Source organism: Pseudomonas sp. D5(2026), from assembly GCF_057766845.1.
On record NZ_CM173421.1, the window covers coordinates 640,280 to 657,133 of the forward strand.

Genomic DNA, 16,854 nt, shown 5'->3' on the forward strand with positions numbered 1-16,854 from the left:
GAGATGCCCTTTTTCTTTTGCCTCGAAAAATGCGCCCATCGGTGCAAATCCCACCTGTTTGCCACACCGCCCCTTTGTAGGAGCGGGTTCACCCGCGAATGCGGCAGTGCAGCCACCATCGCATTCACAGGTAAACCCGCGCCATACAGGGCATGCGGGCGCCTGTTAGTGCAGCTTCAGGCGCGGCTCGGTACCCCGGCCAATCTTGCTGCCCAGCATCATCAACGCCGTGCGGAAGAACCCGTACAGCGCCATCTGGTGCATGCGGTACAGCGACACATAGAACATGCGCGCCAGCCAGCCTTCCAGCTTCACGCTGCCCATCAGGTTACCCATCAGGTTGCCCACCGCCGAGAAGCGCGACAGCGATACCAGCGAGCCATAGTCCTTGTACTCGTACGTCGGCAGGGCCTTGTTCTCCAGGCGCGCCTTCAGGCTTTGCGCCAGCATCGAAGCCTGCTGGTGCGCTGCCTGTGCACGCGGCGGCACGTTACGGTCGCTGCCAGGTTGCGGGCAGGCGGCGCAGTCACCGAAGGCGAAGATGTTGTCGTCGCGGGTGGTTTGCAGGGTAGGGCGCACGACCAACTGGTTGATGCGGTTGGTTTCCAGGCCATCGATGTCCTTGAGGAAACCTGGCGCGCGGATACCGGCTGCCCACACTTTCAGGCTGGCCTGGATCACTTCACCGTCCTTGGTTTTCAGGCCGTCCTCGGTCACTTCACTGACCGCGGCGTTGGTCATCACCTTCACCCCGAGTTTTTCCAGGGTCTTGTGAACCGGTATGCTGATGCGCTCCGGCAGCGCCGGCAGAACACGCGGGCCCGCCTCGATAAGGGTGATGTGCATGTCCTTGGGCTGGATGCGGTCCAGGCCATAGGCCGCCAGCTCGTGGGCAGCGTGGTGCAGCTCGGCCGCCAGCTCTACACCGGTGGCACCGGCGCCGACAATGGCTACGCTGATTTTTTCGCTGGCCACGTCGCCGGCGTGGGCACGCAGGTAGTGGTTCAGCAGTTGCTGGTGGAAACGCTCGGCCTGCTTACGGGTATCCAGGAACAGGCAGTGCTGCGCTGCGCCCAGGGTGCCGAAGTCGTTGGTGTTGGAGCCCACGGCGATCACCAGGGTGTCGTAGCCCAGGGTGCGCGCAGGCAGCAGCTCGCGGCCCTCTTCGTCGAGGGTGGCAGCCAGTTGAATCTGCTTGCCTTCACGGTCCAGGCCGCTCATGCGCCCCAGCTGGAAATTGAAGTGGTTCCACTTGGCCTGAGCCACGTAGTTCAGTTCGTCTTCCGAGGAGTTCAGCGAGCCGGCGGCCACTTCGTGCAGCAGTGGCTTCCAGATATGCGTGAGGTTGGTGTCGACCAGGGTGATTTCGGCCTGCTTGCGCTTGCCCAGGCTTTTACCCAGGCGGGTCGCCAGTTCCAGGCCGCCGGCGCCGCCGCCGACAATCACGATGCGATGAGTCATGGGAATATCTCATAAGGTTTACGGAATTCGTGGCCCTGGGGGCCGGCCGCAAACTGCACGAGGGGAGGGCGAGCGCTAAGCAGCTCATAGCACCAGTCCACTCAGCAGGCGGCTGATGAGACCCAACCCGATGGTCACGGCCAGCACCAGCACAAGGAGCAGCCACGGCCGGAAGGGCCTGCGCTCGACTTGGTGCTGGGGGGCTCGCAGATACTCATCGACACGACGCTGATCTTCCGGGTTCAGGCGGCTGGTCATGGTGGGCCTCGTCAGGTAGACGTTTGTGACTGTGCAAACGCTACAGCGTTCGCGCAGGCGCTTGAAACAAATGATAATGCTTTCTATCCCTGGCGCCGAGTGTACGCCATCGCAAACAGTCGCTGCACTGGATCAAAGACTGATGCCTACGTCGAAGACGATGCTGCGGCCCAGGTTGCCGCGCAGGAAATCCGGCGCATCGGGGTGGGCAAACAGTACCCGGGCAAAGGTTGGCCCGACCAGCGACAGCGAGCGCCAGCCCTGGCGCAGGTATTCGGTAGGCGGCGGGAAGTGGGTGTTGAGGTCGAGCACTTCGCGCTTGAGGCTGGAGAACGCGATGATGTCCAGCTCGTTCAGTTCCAGTCCGCGTTCTCGGTAATTGTGCGCCTTCTTGCGCAAGGTGGGCGCCAGGCGCCCCAGCAGTTCGGTGGCACTGATGCGCCGTGGGCGTGCTTCGCGGCGTACCAGCTGCGCCAGGGAAAACGCACTGCGTCGCCGCTGCAGCTCCTCGCGCCATTCATCGTTCAGCCGGCGGCCCTCGTCGAGCACGAAAAACACCTCGAAGGCGGCGTCGCGGAACAGCACGTCTGGTGGCTCCTGCCCCGCCGGGGTGAAGTCCTCGCTGCGGTAGGGAATGTTCAGCCCCTGCAACAGGCGCTGGCACACCCAACGCTCCCGCTCCCACTTACGGGCGTTGGAGAGAAAGGCATTGGCTTGTTCGGCCTGGATGGTAAGCAGGCGCAGGTAGTCTGAGTCATCCATGCAGACAAGCTTAGCCGCTAATCGATGACGGTAAGATGCTGTTTAAGCGTGAGAATCAGCCCAGCATTGACCACTGCTGCACCAGCCCGACCAGATGCACCAGGCCAAAGCCCAGGCAGATCAGCGAACTGACCACGATAAAACGCTGCGAACGCCCGGTGCCCGCCAGCAATACTGGCCCCAGCAGACCGCGTAGCAAATACACCAGGGTGATCAGGCAAATGACTGGCAGTAGCAAGGGCAGCCGCCCGATCGCCCCGGCAGCCGACAGCGCATAGGCCGACCAGGCCAGCAACACGCAGGCGATGGCAGCGGTGATCAGCGCCGGGTAGTAGCGGCCCCTTTCGGCGGCCACCGCCATGCGCTCACCGGCCCCGAACAAACGGTACCAACGCGGCCCCACGGCGATGATGGCCAGGTGAATTACGCCGATGATGGCGTTGAGTGCCGCTGCCAGTAGCAGGGCGGGGTTGGTTCCTTCCAGCATGACCAATGCTTCCTGCATCGAATGGAAGGCGACAGCCTACCGCAGCCGAAGGCATGGGAGAATGGGTGTAGACTCGGTTTTATCCACATGGCTGCAAAGGGTATTGTTCAGGTGATCAGCGCGCAGGTGTTATCCGGCACCACCCTTACCCTCGGCTGGCTGGGTTATGTGCCGTTGCTGATCTGGGCGGTCAGCCAGGTTCGCTGGGTTGAACTGTTTACCGACCGGCGCCGCCAGCATTTGCTGTTTGGTACGGTGTTCTGCCTGTTTGCGCTGTGGCTGGTGCGGCGCGACTTTGATACCGGGGTGTCGTACCACTTTATTGGCATGACGGCGGTCACCCTGTTGCTGGACTGGCCGCTGGCGGTGCTGGGTGGGTTCATGGCCCAGCTCGGCTTGCTGGCGCTGGGGCGTCAGGACCTGGCGGCGCTGGGGTTGAATGGTTTGTTGCTGGTTGGCTTGCCGGTGCTGATTACCGAGGTGTGCGCGGTATTGGTGGAGCGTGCCCAGCCCCGCAACCTGTTCGTTTACATCTTTTGTTCGGGTTTTTTTCCGGCCGCGCTGACTGTGCTGGTTTGCGTCCCCGCAGCGCTAGGGGTGTTGTGGCTGGACGGGCGGTTTGCCCTGCCGGAGTGGCTCAGCGACTTTGTGGGCTACCTGTGGCTGATGATGTTCCCCGAGGCGTTCATCAACGGCATGGTGATCAGTGCGCTGGTGGTGTTTTGCCCCGAGTGGCTGGAAACCTTCAACCGGACGCGGTACCTGCAGGCGCCGTGGAAGGAAGATGAGCGGTGAATGTGTGGCGGCTGTGCCGGCCTCTTCGGGGGTAATGCACAGCACTTAGAGGTTGCACTCTCACTGTGGGAGCGGGCATGCCCGCGAACACGGGCGAAGCCCAGTGCCATCCACCGCGCCGCCTGCTTCGCGGGCTTGCCCGCTCCCACAGGTACCGCGCGGGTTGTGGGCCCGCGTTGTATTTGTGGATCAGCTCAATGCCGCGGCTCCAGGTCCCCCGAATACAGCTCATCTTCGGACTCTTCCGACCCCGCAATCTTGTGCTCCTCAGCCGCCCAGGCGCCCAGGTCGATCAGCTTGCAACGGTCCGAACAAAACGGTCGGAACGCGTTTTTTTCGCTCCATTCCACAGGCGCGCCGCAAGTTGGGCAATCGACGGTCAATGGCTGGCTCATGGCTGGCCTCCTTTCAAAGTCAGGTAAAAGTGGTGCAGGCGGTCAATCTGCTCATGCAGCGCGGCCAGGCCGCCGTCGTTGACCACCACATCATCGGCATGGCGCAGGCGATCCTCACGGGCCAACTGCGCCTGCAAAATGGCCTGCACGTGCTCGGCACTGGTGTTGTCCCGCGCCAGGGTACGGGCTATTTGCAGGTCCTGCGGCGCATCGATCACCAGTACGCGTTGGGTCTTATGGTGCTGGCCCGATTCGATCAGCAGCGGCGACACATAGACCGCATAAGGCGACTGCGCCTTGGCCAGATAGCTGAAAATCTCCTGACCGATCAGCGGGTGCAGCAGTTGCTCCAGCCATTTGCGTTGCGCCGGGTCGGCGAAAATCAGCTGGCGCAGGGCGGCGCGATCAAGCTGGCCGTCGCCCTGCAGCACGCCCGGGCCGAAGCGCTCGACGATGCTGGCCAGGGCCGGGCGACCAGGTTCGACAACCCAACGCGCGGCCTGGTCGGCATCGACCAGGTGCACGCCAAGCTCGACAAAGCGCTCGGCAGCGGCGCTTTTGCCGCTACCAATGCCGCCGGTCAGGCCGAGAATCCAGGGGGTAAAGGCCGCAGTGGTCATCAGTATCCAAGCAGTTGTATGTATGAGGCGTATATTTCATCACCCCAGAGCACGGCAATCCACCCCGCAATTGCCAGATAAGGGCCAAACGGGATTGCCGTGCCCATGGCATGCCGGCGAAAACGCAGCAGGCACAGGCCAACAAGCGCCCCAACCACCGACGACAACAGCAGCGTCAACGGCAGCACCTGCCAACCCCCCCACGCCCCGATCAGCGCCATCAGCTTGAAATCGCCATAGCCCATGCCTTCCTTGCCGGTGACCAGCCTGAACACCCAGTACACCGTCCACAGGCTGAGGTACCCGGCCACTGCGCCCCACAGTGCGTCGGCCAGGGCCACATGGATACCAAAGGCATTGACGATCAGCCCTAGCCACATGGTCGGCAGCACCAGCACATCCGGCAGCAGCTGGTGGTCCGCATCGATCAGGCTCAGCGCCAGCAGGCACCAGGTCAGCGGCAACGCCAGCAACGCCTCTACCGAAGCGCCGAAGCGCCAGGCCACTACCAGCGACAGCAGCGCGCTGGCCACTTCCACTACCGGGTAACGCAGGCTGATGCGTTTTTTGCAGGACGAACAGCGCCCGCCCAAGGCCAGGTAGCTGATGACCGGAATGTTCTCCCACGCACGAACCCGGTGCGCGCAGTGTGGGCACCGGGAGGCGGGCAGGCACAGGTCGAAACGCGCGTGCTGCGTGGTCGGCAGCCCCAATACCTCTTGCGCCTCACGCTGCCATTGCCGCTCCAGCATGATCGGCAGGCGATACACCAGCACATTGATAAAACTGCCCACCAGCAGGCCGAGCACCGTGGCGAAAGTAAGGAAGTACGCTGGCTGTTCAGCCAGCAAAGCCCATAAAGTCATGTTCAGATCAAACTACCCAACTGGAAGATCGGCAGGTACATCGCCACCACCAGGCCACCCACCAGCAAGCCCAGGATCAGCACGATGGCCGGCTCCAGCAGGCTGGTCAACTGGTCCAGCGCCTGGCTGACCTGTTCCTCGTAATGGCTGGCGGCTTTTTCCAGCATCTGGTCCAGCGTGCCGCTGGATTCACCGATGGCCGTCAACTGCACCAGCAAGGGGGGAAACAGCGGTTCACCGGCCATCGCCTGGTTCAGCCCTTGCCCATTGGCCATGCCTTGGCGCAGCCGCAACACCGCCTGCTCGTGCAGGTCGCCACCCGTTACCCGCGCCACCGTCCCCAGCGCATCCAGCAACGGCACCCCGGCGCCGTAGGACGTTGCCAGGCTGCGCGCAAACCGCGCCAGCGCGGCCTGCCCCAGCAACTTGCCAAACACGGGCAAGTCCAGCACCCGCCGAGATATCCACAGGCGCGCTGGCGCGTGCTGCCGGTAAAGCTGGCGCACGGCAACACCCAGCACCAAGCCCATCACCAGCAGCAGCGGCGCAAACCGGCTCAGCCCTGTGGACAAGTTGATCACCCATTGGGTAAATGCCGGCAACGCCGCACCCATGCCCGAGAACATGCTCTCGAATTTAGGAATCACCTCCAGCAACAAGATTGCCGACACCCCCAGCCCGGTCAGCAACAGCAGCAGCGGGTAGATCATCGCCTTGCGCACCTTCTTGTGCAGCACCCGACGCTGCTCCAGCATGCCGGCCAGCTGCTCCAGCTGCCGGTCGAGCGTACCGGACTGCTCGCCCACCCGTACCAGGTTGCAATACAGCGCATCGAACCATGCCGGGTGACGCTGCAATGCATCCGCCAACCCCAGGCCCGAGGCCACATCCTGTTTCAATCTTTCCAGCAGCGCCGCCTGCGCCGCATCGCAACCACTGCGGCCCATCACCTCGAACGCCTGCAGCAGCGGCACGCCGGCCTTGAGCAACGTCGCCAACTGCCGGCTGAACCCCGCCGGGTCTGCCTTTTCGCGCCGCTTTGGCAAGCTGAACGCCAGCCCGCTGGCCGGCCGCAAACTCGCCACCGTGATGCCCTGGCGAATCAGCCCGGCGCGCACATAAGCCGGGCTGCGCCCGGGTGTTTGGCCGCTGACCGGCGCGCCATTGGCGTCGGTGCCGTGCCAGCGGTAGAGAAGTGAAGATGAAGTCATGCAAAGGTCCTTGTTCAGCCCTGGCGACAAGCCTGGAAACAGCTTGCCGCGTCCATGCAAGGGCACGCGTCCGTGATGCTCACTAGAGTAGTTCAGCGAAGATGACGCCCGTGCGGGCAGGGGTGACAAAAGGTGTCTGTTCAGGCCTACTGCGCCGCTGCCGGTTGGGGCGCAACTGACCTCAATGTGTAAGCGAATCAAAAAGGAACTACGTTCATGAAAGGGCAACGCGGTATCACCCTGATCGAACTGATGATCGTCGTCGCGATCATCGGCATTCTGGCGACCATCGCCTTACCGATGTACACCAACCACCAGGCCCGCTCCAAGGCCGCGGCCGGGTTGCTGGAGATCAGCGCGCTGAAGACGGCGATGGATCTGCGGCTGAATGATGGGAAGAATGTAGCGGATGTAGCCGCCCTGGGTGGCCAGCCGGCGACGGCGCATTGTGCGATCACGGCGAGCGGCAAGGCCGCGGATGGTAGCGGTAGCATTGTCTGCACCCTGGTGGATGCGCCTGCCAACGCACTGGGCAAGGCCCTGACCCTGACGCGTTCGGCCAGCGGCTGGGCGTGCACGACCGACATCGAGGAAGACCTGGCGCCCAAAGGGTGCAAGGGGGCTTGAGGGCAGGGCAATAAACCAGCGGAAACAGGGGTTTGCGTTACGGGTGTGAGCAGTGGTACGTTGCGCTACACGCCGGTGTAGCTCAGTCGGTAGAGCAGCGCACTCGTAACGCGAAGGTCGCAGGTTCGATTCCTGTCTCCGGCACCAGAATCAGTTGGCCTATGGCGATTTCTCGCTACCAGGTACCAATAGAAGCCCGCCTTGTGCGGGCTTTTTTGTTCCCGCTTTTTCCCAAAGGATCTGCGTGTTTCTGACTTTGTGGTTCGCAGTTTTCCACTTAAGGTTGCACGTATTTTTAGATAATGGTTAGCTGTCGATCAGGTTTTGGCCAGCGTTTACGGGGTGAGAACCGAAATTTTTCTAGATAATGATTTTCCCGTTTAGAGATAATTTTGAGATGCCCCAGTTTTCTCACCACGACCTGCAGCTACTGAACCCGTCCTTCGACTCGCCGCTGGTTGACGTTCTGGCCGAGCTCGAGTTTCTGCGCAGGCTGAGGCTGGAAGGGGACACTCCACCTCAGGTGTTCTTTCAGTTGAAGGCGCTGTTCCACACGCTGGAGAGCTTGGGGTCTGCTCGAATCGAGGGCAACCACACCACACTGGCCGACTACATCGACAGCAAAGTCGAAGGGAAGGCCGAGAGCACCGATCAGTTGCTGGAAATTGCCAACATCGAAAAGGCGATGGATTACATCGAAGAGGTGATCAAGCCTGGTGCAGACCTGACAGAGCATACTATCCGAGAATTGCACGCCATGACCGTAATGGGGTTACGGCGTGAAGGCGATAAAACGCCAGGCGCCTACCGGGAATGGGCGGTCAGGATCGCACAGGCGGAGCATCTGCCTCCAGAAGGTGTGCTGGTGCCGCAGTACATGCAGGAGTTGGTCAGCTTCATCAATCGCGACGATTCCCCTAAATACGCGCTGATGAAGGTCGCCCTGGCGCACCACCGTTTCGGTTGGATTCATCCATTCGGCAATGGCAATGGGCGGGTGGTAAGGCTGCTGACCTACGCGCTGTTGATGAAGTACGGCTTCAACGTGAACACGGGTGGTCGGGTGCTCAACCCCACAGCGGTATTCTGCAATGACCGGGACAAGTACTACACCATGCTAGGGCTTGCCGATACTGGCACCACAGCAGGGCTGGAGGCATGGTGTACCTATGTGCTGCAGGGCATCCGCGACGAATTGGAGAAGGTGGACAAGCTCACCGACTATGGCTACCTCACGAAGTGCATTCTGTTGCCGGCGGTGAGTTTTGCACGCAGTCGAGAGTGGATTACCGAGACCGAGGAACAGATTCTGGTCAGCGTCATAAAGATGAAGGTCGTGAAATCGAGTGACATTGCTCAGGCACTCCCCGCGCTCACGGCTAACCAACGGACTTATCAGATCAAGAATCTGGTAGAGCAAGGCATGCTTCTGCCAATCAACCCAGGTTCGAGGCAATACACCATTGGCTTTTCCAACAATTATCTGGTGCGTGGGGTCATCAAGGCACTGAGGGAGCAGGGGTTCATTCCAGAGCCACTCGACAGGCCTTGAATAATTGAAAGATCGGCACTAATTCAGCTTAAATTCTCTCCTTTCGTGAACTTTAAGGCCCGAATGTAAGCACGATGCTCGAATATTCCACGCCCCTGTGTGGGAGCGGCCTTGTGTCGCGAAAGGGCCGCAAGGCGGCCCCGGCAATTCTTGCTCCACCGCTGAACTGTGCCCTGCAACACAGTTCCCTCTCCCCACAAAACCCTTTCAAGCTACTTCGGAGCAGCTTTTCAAAGCATACGCAGCCGGGCAGTGGAACAGGTTTCGCTACCCGGAATATTACCCCGTACCTGTGTGAGCCAACTGTCTTGCTCAATTTCTAAAAGCTAGCGCGATTCCTGTGGGAGCGGGCAAGCCCGCGAAGGGCTGCAAAGCAGCCCCAACCAAGCCGGAAAACATGAACTGACTGGCATTAGGGCTTGCCCGCGAACACGGGTGAAGCCCGTGCCATGCGCCGAGATACTGACCCGCCATACGCACGTATAAAAAACAGTGCCAATGCAATTTTCGTCAGCGACCTGTGGTACGAGCCCTGAAAGCCCCCGGCAATGATTTTTGGTGTACTCCCCAAGCCGGTAGCTCGCACGTTCACTACCCATGTGATGGACGCCTATTCCAGTACATCGCTTTCGTGCGCCAGACGTTCTCTCTTTACTTCGCGGTCCTGCAGCAACCTATCCGCTTGGCCGACTATTGCGCCAACCTGTGCCCGTCTCTTTCTGTGGAAAGAGACGGGCACTTCTACCACTGCTGCAGCCCTGATCGCACAAGGCTTTGCGGCAATCCCCCTCGTGACAATCGGCGTGACAAACGCCGATGTCACCAGCAACAGCCACGTAGATGATGGTGCCGCTGACCAGGGAATGGACTGCACCTGACTGACAGTCAGGCATGCCCCGGTCATCGCAGTGCTGCTTGCACATGGCTCAGGATCTTCAGGCGCTGGTCTCGTCAGCCAGCACTGCCTCCACCCGCCCACCGGCAACGGTGTTAAGGAGGCCAGATCATGAGGTGCCCTTGCTCCCGGACGTAAGGAGCCGCCAGTCCCGCGTAGTGGACATTCCCCACAGGTCGCAGGGGCCTTGATCCCTGATAACACTCAACATTCTTGGCGGGATGACGTGGGGCGAGGATCGAAGAGCGGACGATGAGGTGACCGACATGGCATTGGTGAGTAAACGCGATGGCCGTAATTTCGGCCACGGCAGGCAATTGAGTTACGCAGGTTCGCAGGCGCTGAAAGACATGTTCGGCAGCGGTCACTACGGCACGGTGAGGGCACACTGTGATCGGTGGCAGGCATTCGTGAAGTGGTGCCGCTCCGAACAAGGGCCCGGTATCAATGATGCGCGGCTGATTGATCGAAAGGTGTTGGCCGACTACGCAGCGTATCTGCGCGACATGGTTAGGCGCGGTGACCTCGCCGTAAGCACCGCACAAAATCGACTATCCAGCGTTAACAGGACCATGGCGGGGCTTCGCGGTGATCAGTACGTGAAGTTGCCAAGTCCGAGCAAGGCGTTGGGTATGCAGCGCACTGGGGTTCGCCAGTCGGTGCCGCAGGGCCAAGACCGCGAACAGGTGAAGCAGATCGTCGATGCGCTTTGCAGCATTCACCAGCTATGGGCCGCAGCGATCGTTCTGCAGGCGAGAGCCACCGGCATGCGTTTGCGTGAGGCCATTTTGGCTGACCTTCCACGGCGAAGCCGTGAGGCAAAAGATTTTGGCAGGATCAACATCCAGGACGGCACCAAAGGCGGCCGCGCTGGCGCCTCGGCGTCACGTTGGATTGCGGTGGACGACCTATTCGACGCGTGCTTGGATTTGCAGAGCAGGTGTCGCCTTCGGGTAGCCGCAACTTGATTGCCCCAAACGAAAGCTACCTGAGCGTTTTTCAGAAAATCGTTCGCCCTGCGCGGGACATCCTCCATGCCTACAGCCTCAAAGGTTTTCATGAGCTAAGGGCGGCGTTTGCGTGTGAGCGCTATGAGCAAATCACCCAGCACCGCGCACCTATCAACGGTGGTGAATGTTGCCAAATAGATAGGAGCCTTGATCGTGAGGCCCGAAGGCAAATCAGCTATGAGCTGGGGCACGGCCGGATCGACGTGGTCGCTGCCTACGTTGGGGGGCGAGCATGAGTAAGCCGTTCGATATGGAACTGTTCTTGGCTGGCGTGCTGACCGGGTCGCGCGCGACGCGGCAACGCCATTTGCGTCAGGCGAAGATTATCCAAGCCGAAATCGCAGAGCGCTGGCAGCGAGAGACGCCTTGGGCTTGGCAGAGAAAGCATGTGGTTTGGTTTCTCCAACATCGCCTAGGGCGGCGTAGTGAGGTAACGCGGTATTACTATTTGCTGACTGCGCGGCTGCTCGCTCGCCGATTAGAAAAGTCATGGGTAGTTAAGCGCTAAGCGAGGAGCTTGTGTTAATGGTCAAAATCGGCAGCAATCAACTGATTGTTACTTCTCTTGGTAGACAAATTTCGACTTGCAAGGTCTACCGCCACTAGTGGACTTTTGCAAGCCACATATACAGCGGGAAGCCCACGCCATCGCTTGATCGCTTCATCCTAGATCGCGGCGCAGAGATTTTAATGCTTCATGCTGAAAAAATTGAGCCAAGCGACTGTGTGATCCCAATGTGCTATTATGGATGCCCTGCTAGGGATGAGACTTCTGTCAGTCCGCGAGAATAAGAGCCAAGCGTATGGAATCAGAATCAGTTGTACAGCCGATAAAGCCACTCACTAAGGAGGAGGCATATCAGCGCGAACAGAAGCAGGCATTGAATGGAATTAAAGTTGGAGAGATTTGCCCGACTGGTTGTAAGGTAATTAAAATCTTCGCCCGAGGTGATGAATATGTAATATATGAGATCGAATCAACCAATCCTGTTGAGTCGATTCGGGTGTATATTCACACTAAAATTGAAGATAATGAGCAGCCTGTTGAGAACTTTAATAAGTCAAAAGATGCTTTTGATCGAATAAAATCAATAATATTTAAATATAGTGCGGACTCCTCATACAAGCAACGTGCTGCTTCAGCCCTTGTATTAGCTATTAGGGGTAATGTTGAAGACGCGAATAAGATTTTTGCAAAAATTGAGAGCGATGCTAGGTCCGATTTTTCTCAGCGCGTTTTAGGGAGATTGTATTATTTATTGGGGGCAATTGTGCTTTGCGGCGTGGTTTGCTCAATGTCTGTATATGCTTATATTCACAGGCAACAAGTTTTTTTTACCGAAAATAGCATGCTTTTGCAATTTTGCTACGCAGCAGCATACGCGTCAATCGGTGGTTTTTTTTCAGTGTCACTTAAAGCAAAAGATGTATGGGCACAGCAGGCAATCCAAAATTGGATGTACAGTCTTTATGGTGCGGAGCGACTAGTAATATCGGTGATTGCAGGAGTTATAACATTTACAATCATCAAGGCCGGAATAATTTTTTCCTTTGTTGAATCTGGCGGGTCTGGTCCATTCATCTTGCTCTCCCTTTGTTTTTTGTCTGGCTTTAGTGAATCGTTAATTCCTAACTATATGGGGCGTTTGGAAAAGGAAGCGTAATATTTAGTATTTTGAATGACTATGCATAATTTATACGTGGCCAGATTTGGTGTGGTAATTTATCAGGCTTCAGGTTATTTTGATTAAGCTGGAGCGCAAGTCTTAATTCATGAGGATGTTGACTGAAAGTTGATTCGCTGTCGGTGGGCGTAGGGTGAAATGGTTGGGACCATCTTGAATTTGTAAGGCTGGGTTTTCAGTTTTGGGGAAGGGGAAGTGATCTATATCTGTACTCGCTGTGAAGAATATAGCAATTTTGTTACTATGCAGGTTCACCTGTTGCCAGATGAAGCACCTCCAGAGGAGTTTACATTTGCCAAGTGCGAAATCTGCGGCAATCCAGCTGTATTTGTACGAGAGGATGTTGGCGATGGTTTCGAAAATGATTCTTACTATCGTTTGTATCCGGCGCATGATCGACATATAGGATATTTTCTTCCTGGAGTGGTTCGAGTATCTTACGAGGAGGCTGTGCGTTGTGAAAGCTCAAAGGCATGGATCGCCTGCGTGGTGATGGTTGGGAGAGCACTTGAAGCGGTAACTAAAGACTATGATAGTAAACAGAAAACTATGTTTTCAGGTCTTCAGGCGATGTATCAAAATGGTGCTATTAGTCAGGAGATACATGATTGGGCTAACGAGCTTCGTGTGATTAGAAATTATGGCGCTCATGCGTCCGAGGAGCACATAGATCGTCAAGATGCGAATGAGGCTTTAGATTTTTTGCAAGCAATACTTGAGACGCTTTACTATATGCGACCAAAATTTCAAAAAATGAAAGCACGACGCGCGAAGCCAGCGAAGTAATGATTTGTGCCGGATCAGTGTTGAGCTATATTTTATGTGGTTTGTGCGTTAATCGGCAATTATGGATGTAAACAGTTTTTAGTGTTTCGCTAAGTGTTCAGAAGGGCGGTACTCCGTAAGTGCTACGCTCCGTAGCTGATGCTTGTCTAGAAGTTATGTGTCAACATTGATTCTAACGAAAGAGCTGCCGATCATTGCCTCAGCCATGCAAGCACAATAGTGTGTAGCAAGCTCTTGTTGCGGAAGCAAGGATAAGTAATTGAAGTTATGAGCAGCCTCCATCCACTCTAAAAGAGTCGCTTTTGGAGTGCGATGGTAGGCTCTCCAGAAGAAGTTAAAGTGGTCTAGCGGAGTATTTAACGAGTTTCTAGTAGCGTTCGGGTCAACTACGCCGAAAAAAGTTGATGGATGTTGCTTGTATGCCTCAAGCTCAGTCTCCGTTAGGGGGATAATGCATATAAAGCGCATGCCGTTACTTGATGTAAAAATACAGTGTGCTTGTCTCTGATCTGGCATAACTAGACCACTTTCTAAGAGAGCTTCGCATTTCACACCGTCCGGTCCTGGCACCACGTAATTCGATCCGGCCTGAAGTCTGTCATCTGGCGATCGAATAGCAAAAACGTCTGCCTCACCATCGAATGAAACCGGGATTCGCCAGTGCTCACTCATGGATCTTGTAAGGTCGAACAATGGTAAATGCCTTCTTTGAATATTAACCTGCTCTAAGAGAGGCTTATATCCAGGTTGAAGATCATCTATGTGAAATCCCAGAAGTACAAGGCTGAGGGGCACGTCAATCATATCTAGGTGATGCTCTTCTGGTGAGTGAGTTGCGATCACATAAGTCGGAGGTAGTGTTCTGCCAGTCGGGTCCTTCGAGTATTTATTCAGTAATGCCCTAGTTTCCGCCAAGGGATTAGGCAGGTGCTCGCGTTGATTATATTCCAAACGGTGATCGTTCGTATCTATAAAGACGATTCTGGAGTGATCAGCCTTCTTACGTAAAGCGCTGTAAAGTAGTTTATTGATCTTCATTCTGAGGCCTTCACGGCGCTTGGCCTCTACTGAGTATTTTGTACCAGTGGCCACATGAGTAGCGACAAACTCCACGTGAGTTGAGCGAGTGCGATCCATGAACCCCACCTTCTAAAAGATAGGGCCTCAGCTTACCGTGGTATCTCTGGCGAGCAGTTCCATGGCAGCAAGGCTTCGTAGTCTGAGACCGACGACGCATACGGCAGGCGCTCAAGTACGTGGCGCAGCCACGTATAGGGCTCCTGGCCGTTGACCTTGGCGGTCTCGACCAAGCTGTATATCTGCGCACTTGCCGTGGCGCCCTTGGGCGTGTCACTGAACAGCCAAGCCTTGCGCCCAATGACAAACGGTTTTATCGCACGCTCTGCCAGGTTGTTGTCGATTGGCAAATGGCCCGCTTCGACATACCGTTCCAGGCGGCTCCAGTTGTTTGCCAGGTAATGCACCGCCTTGCCCAATACGCTTTGCGGCGTCACCTGGGCGTACGTCTTGTCCAGCCAGCTTTTCAGCTGACCGAGGATCGGTAAGCTTCTTTCCTGGCGACCGATGAACCGCTGTTCGTCGCTGACCTCCTTGAGGTCGCGCTCGATGTCATACAGCTTATTGATCATCGTCAGCGCCACATCGGCTCGTCCGGTCTTACCCTTGGGCTGCACCTTTTGTGCTTCGACGAACTTGCGGCGCGCGTGAACCATGCATGCCAGTCGCTCGATACCGGGCTGCAACGCCAAAGCGTTGTAACCCGCATAATCGTCGGTCATCACATAGCCGCGATAGCCTTGCAACAGACGCAATGGTACTTCCTGCGCACGGCTGGTGGTGTAGTCGAACAGCACAACTTGTCGATCAGGCGGGCCACTGGCTTGCACCCACATCCAGGATTGGCTGGTCGGGTCTCGATCCGGTTCTTTCAACACCTGGACGCGGGTCTCATCGCAATGAATCACCGGACTTTCCAGCAGCCGATCACGCATCAGGTTCAACAGCGGCTGGAAGTATTTACTGCACTGGATCACCCAACGCGCCAGGGTTTGTCGTGGAACCTCGATGCCGTGGCGGGACAGCACACTTTCAAACCTGTGTAGCGGCAAGCCATCGACGTACTTGGTCGTCAGCAGCATGGCCAGCACGCTTGGGCTGGCCATGCTTTTTTCGATTAACTGGGCGGGCTTGTCAGCAGTGACAGGAGCAGTCTCGCAACCACGGCAGCCATAGATCTTGCGCACGTGTTTGAGTACGCGGATCTGCATCGGCACGATATCGAGCTGCTCGCTGGTTTCTTCGCCGATGACATGCTTGCGGCAACCGCAGGCGCAGGTCAGTTCGTGTTCGGGCAACTCATGGATAACTTCGATACGTGGCAGATTAGCCGCCAGTGGCTTGCGCTTGCCACGGCGCTTGACCGGGACAACGACTTCTTCATCGGCATCATCGACTACAGCCAGCAGAGGGTCATTTTCCGCTTCATCGAACATGGCCAGTTGCGGCGTTTTGGGATCGACGGTTTGCTCGGACTTGCGGCCAAAGAAACGGTCACGCCATAACTTGATTAGCTCTTTCAGATCGTCAATTTGGACGATGTGGGCCTGATTGACTTCCTGCTCGCGCAAACGGGCAGCATAGCTCTCAAGCAATAATTGCTTGAGCAGGGCAGGATCGTCTGGGAGATTGTCGGGCACGGAAATCATGCCGCGGATTATACCGGGTCAGGCGACGTAGAGCGGAGTCAAAACCTGATGGGGACGGTTGCGCCAAAGGTCGAAACCGTCGAGCAGCCAATTGAGTTCTTGGACGGTCAGGACAATCGCTTCGTCGCTGGGCTCAGGCGACATTTTGAAGCGCTCGGCTTCCAGGCGCTTGAGCCAGAGGCAGAAGCCGTTGCGCTCCCAGTACAACACTTTGATCCGATTACGCGCCTTGTTGAGGAAGACGAAGAGCACGGGGTCGAACACGGCGACTTTGATATCCAGTTCTACCAAGGCAGTAAGGCCGTCGATGGACTTTCGAAAGTCCACAGGCTTGGGGTAGAGGTAGACTTTTTCGACTTTGCTGTCGGGGCGCATCATGCAGGGCTGGCTCCAGAAGGAAATCGGGAGCACAGCATCGGGCATCAGGTAAGCGCTTTGAATGTGGGGTTCATGGAGCACTTACCTTATAACGGCCGAGGCCCGTGGTGGAACTCGGGGGCGCCACATATGAATCAGGCGCTGCCGAAGAAACTATGGGATCGACTCGGACTGGTCTCGATACTGGATACGATCAACCGGCTTAGCCGCATAGCCTGAACCGCCGTGTACGGAACCGTACGCACGGTGGTGTGAGAGGACGGCGGGTGTGAACCCGCCTCCTACTCGATCCATGCTCTTTGTCGTGAGTAATCCAAAACCAGTAATTAACTTTTTCTGC

The 16,854-nt window shown here is 57.1% G+C and carries 17 protein-coding genes, 1 tRNA gene and 2 pseudogenes; 9 read left to right on the plus strand and 11 right to left on the minus strand.

Annotation, left to right across the window (positions count from 1 at the left end; translation table 11 throughout):
• Window positions 1–165: 165 nt before the first annotated feature.
• The 4 genes from AC3B5Q_RS02985 to AC3B5Q_RS03000 form a co-directional block, all read right to left on the minus strand.
• Window positions 166–1,461 carry an NAD(P)/FAD-dependent oxidoreductase gene (locus tag AC3B5Q_RS02985; RefSeq protein ID WP_060546218.1) on the minus strand — a complete coding sequence of 432 codons (1,296 nt, stop codon included), beginning with the start codon at window positions 1,459–1,461 and terminating at the stop codon, window positions 166–168.
• A gap of 84 nt (window positions 1,462–1,545) precedes the next feature.
• Complete coding sequence (locus tag AC3B5Q_RS02990) at window positions 1,546–1,719, minus strand: DUF3094 domain-containing protein (protein ID WP_008091951.1); 174 nt, start codon at window positions 1,717–1,719, stop codon at window positions 1,546–1,548.
• 132 nt (window positions 1,720–1,851) lie between these two features.
• Window positions 1,852–2,481, minus strand: a complete 630-nt coding sequence (locus tag AC3B5Q_RS02995; protein WP_003247546.1) for a DUF1780 domain-containing protein — start codon at window positions 2,479–2,481, stop codon at window positions 1,852–1,854.
• A gap of 55 nt (window positions 2,482–2,536) precedes the next feature.
• Complete coding sequence (locus AC3B5Q_RS03000; RefSeq protein WP_021784189.1) at window positions 2,537–2,968, minus strand: hypothetical protein; 432 nt, start codon at window positions 2,966–2,968, stop codon at window positions 2,537–2,539.
• 87 nt (window positions 2,969–3,055) lie between these two features.
• Here AC3B5Q_RS03000 and AC3B5Q_RS03005 point away from each other — a divergent pair, with 87 nt between their 5' ends.
• Window positions 3,056–3,763, plus strand: coding sequence for an energy-coupling factor ABC transporter permease (locus tag AC3B5Q_RS03005; protein ID WP_021784188.1), 708 nt, complete (start codon window positions 3,056–3,058; stop codon window positions 3,761–3,763).
• A 194-nt stretch (window positions 3,764–3,957) separates the two neighbouring features.
• On the opposite strand, the gene yacG is transcribed toward AC3B5Q_RS03005, so the two are convergent.
• Genes yacG through AC3B5Q_RS03025 form a run of 4 tightly spaced genes read right to left on the minus strand, consistent with a single transcriptional unit; the run spans window position 3,958 to window position 6,855 of the window.
• A complete protein-coding gene (gene yacG, locus AC3B5Q_RS03010) occupies window positions 3,958–4,158 on the minus strand; it encodes a DNA gyrase inhibitor YacG (RefSeq protein ID WP_010951889.1) in 201 nt (66 codons plus the stop codon).
• On the minus strand, window positions 4,155–4,778 hold the full coding sequence (gene coaE, locus AC3B5Q_RS03015; RefSeq protein WP_004575721.1) for a dephospho-CoA kinase: 624 nt from the start codon (window positions 4,776–4,778) through the stop codon (window positions 4,155–4,157). The genes yacG and coaE overlap by 4 nt, the downstream gene beginning before the upstream one ends.
• Window positions 4,778–5,644: a prepilin peptidase gene (locus tag AC3B5Q_RS03020; RefSeq protein ID WP_274103377.1), complete on the minus strand. Its 867-nt coding sequence runs from the start codon at window positions 5,642–5,644 to the stop codon at window positions 4,778–4,780. Before AC3B5Q_RS03020 ends, coaE begins: the two co-directional genes overlap by 1 nt.
• A 2-nt stretch (window positions 5,645–5,646) precedes the next feature.
• A complete protein-coding gene (locus AC3B5Q_RS03025; RefSeq protein WP_274103376.1) occupies window positions 5,647–6,855 on the minus strand; it encodes a type II secretion system F family protein in 1,209 nt (402 codons plus the stop codon).
• Between the two features lie 216 nt (window positions 6,856–7,071).
• Between AC3B5Q_RS03025 and AC3B5Q_RS03030 the strand changes: the two genes are divergently transcribed.
• From AC3B5Q_RS03030 to AC3B5Q_RS03060, 7 genes and pseudogenes are all read left to right on the plus strand, one after another.
• Window positions 7,072–7,482, plus strand: a complete 411-nt coding sequence (locus AC3B5Q_RS03030) for a pilin (protein ID WP_274103375.1) — start codon at window positions 7,072–7,074, stop codon at window positions 7,480–7,482.
• Between the two features lie 71 nt (window positions 7,483–7,553).
• Window positions 7,554–7,629, plus strand: a tRNA-Thr gene (locus tag AC3B5Q_RS03035).
• A gap of 250 nt (window positions 7,630–7,879) precedes the next feature.
• Window positions 7,880–9,034 (plus strand): Fic family protein, encoded by a 1,155-nt coding sequence (locus tag AC3B5Q_RS03040; RefSeq protein WP_488392815.1) that lies wholly within the window; start codon window positions 7,880–7,882, stop codon window positions 9,032–9,034.
• Between the two features lie 1,161 nt (window positions 9,035–10,195).
• Window positions 10,196–11,175, plus strand: a pseudogene (locus AC3B5Q_RS03045) (site-specific integrase).
• Window positions 11,172–11,447 carry a hypothetical protein gene (locus AC3B5Q_RS03050; protein WP_488392816.1) on the plus strand — a complete coding sequence of 92 codons (276 nt, stop codon included), beginning with the start codon at window positions 11,172–11,174 and terminating at the stop codon, window positions 11,445–11,447. The pseudogene AC3B5Q_RS03045 and the gene AC3B5Q_RS03050 overlap by 4 nt, the downstream one beginning before the upstream one ends.
• Window positions 11,448–11,742: 295 nt before the next feature.
• Entirely contained in the window at window positions 11,743–12,603 is an 861-nt protein-coding gene (locus tag AC3B5Q_RS03055) for a hypothetical protein (RefSeq protein WP_488392817.1), read from the plus strand.
• Window positions 12,604–12,819: 216 nt separating this feature from the next.
• The gene (locus tag AC3B5Q_RS03060; protein ID WP_488392818.1) at window positions 12,820–13,410 is read left to right on the plus strand and encodes a DUF4145 domain-containing protein; all 591 of its coding nucleotides are present in this window, start codon (window positions 12,820–12,822) and stop codon (window positions 13,408–13,410) included.
• 153 nt (window positions 13,411–13,563) lie between these two features.
• Here AC3B5Q_RS03060 and AC3B5Q_RS03065 read toward each other — a convergent pair whose 3' ends face one another.
• From AC3B5Q_RS03065 to tnpB, 3 genes are read right to left on the minus strand one after another with little or no spacing between them, the layout of a single operon-like run.
• Window positions 13,564–14,547 (minus strand): hypothetical protein, encoded by a 984-nt coding sequence (locus tag AC3B5Q_RS03065; protein WP_488392819.1) that lies wholly within the window; start codon window positions 14,545–14,547, stop codon window positions 13,564–13,566.
• A gap of 32 nt (window positions 14,548–14,579) precedes the next feature.
• Window positions 14,580–16,136, minus strand: a complete 1,557-nt coding sequence (gene tnpC / locus AC3B5Q_RS03070; protein ID WP_488392820.1) for an IS66 family transposase — start codon at window positions 16,134–16,136, stop codon at window positions 14,580–14,582.
• Window positions 16,137–16,154: 18 nt separating this feature from the next.
• Window positions 16,155–16,514, minus strand: a complete 360-nt coding sequence (gene tnpB, locus AC3B5Q_RS03075) for an IS66 family insertion sequence element accessory protein TnpB (protein ID WP_488392821.1) — start codon at window positions 16,512–16,514, stop codon at window positions 16,155–16,157.
• 87 nt (window positions 16,515–16,601) lie between these two features.
• On the opposite strand from tnpB, the pseudogene AC3B5Q_RS03080 reads away from it, so the two are divergent.
• A pseudogene (locus tag AC3B5Q_RS03080) lies at window positions 16,602–16,733 on the plus strand (group II intron maturase-specific domain-containing protein); the annotation flags it as partial.
• Window positions 16,734–16,854: the final 121 nt, after the last annotated feature.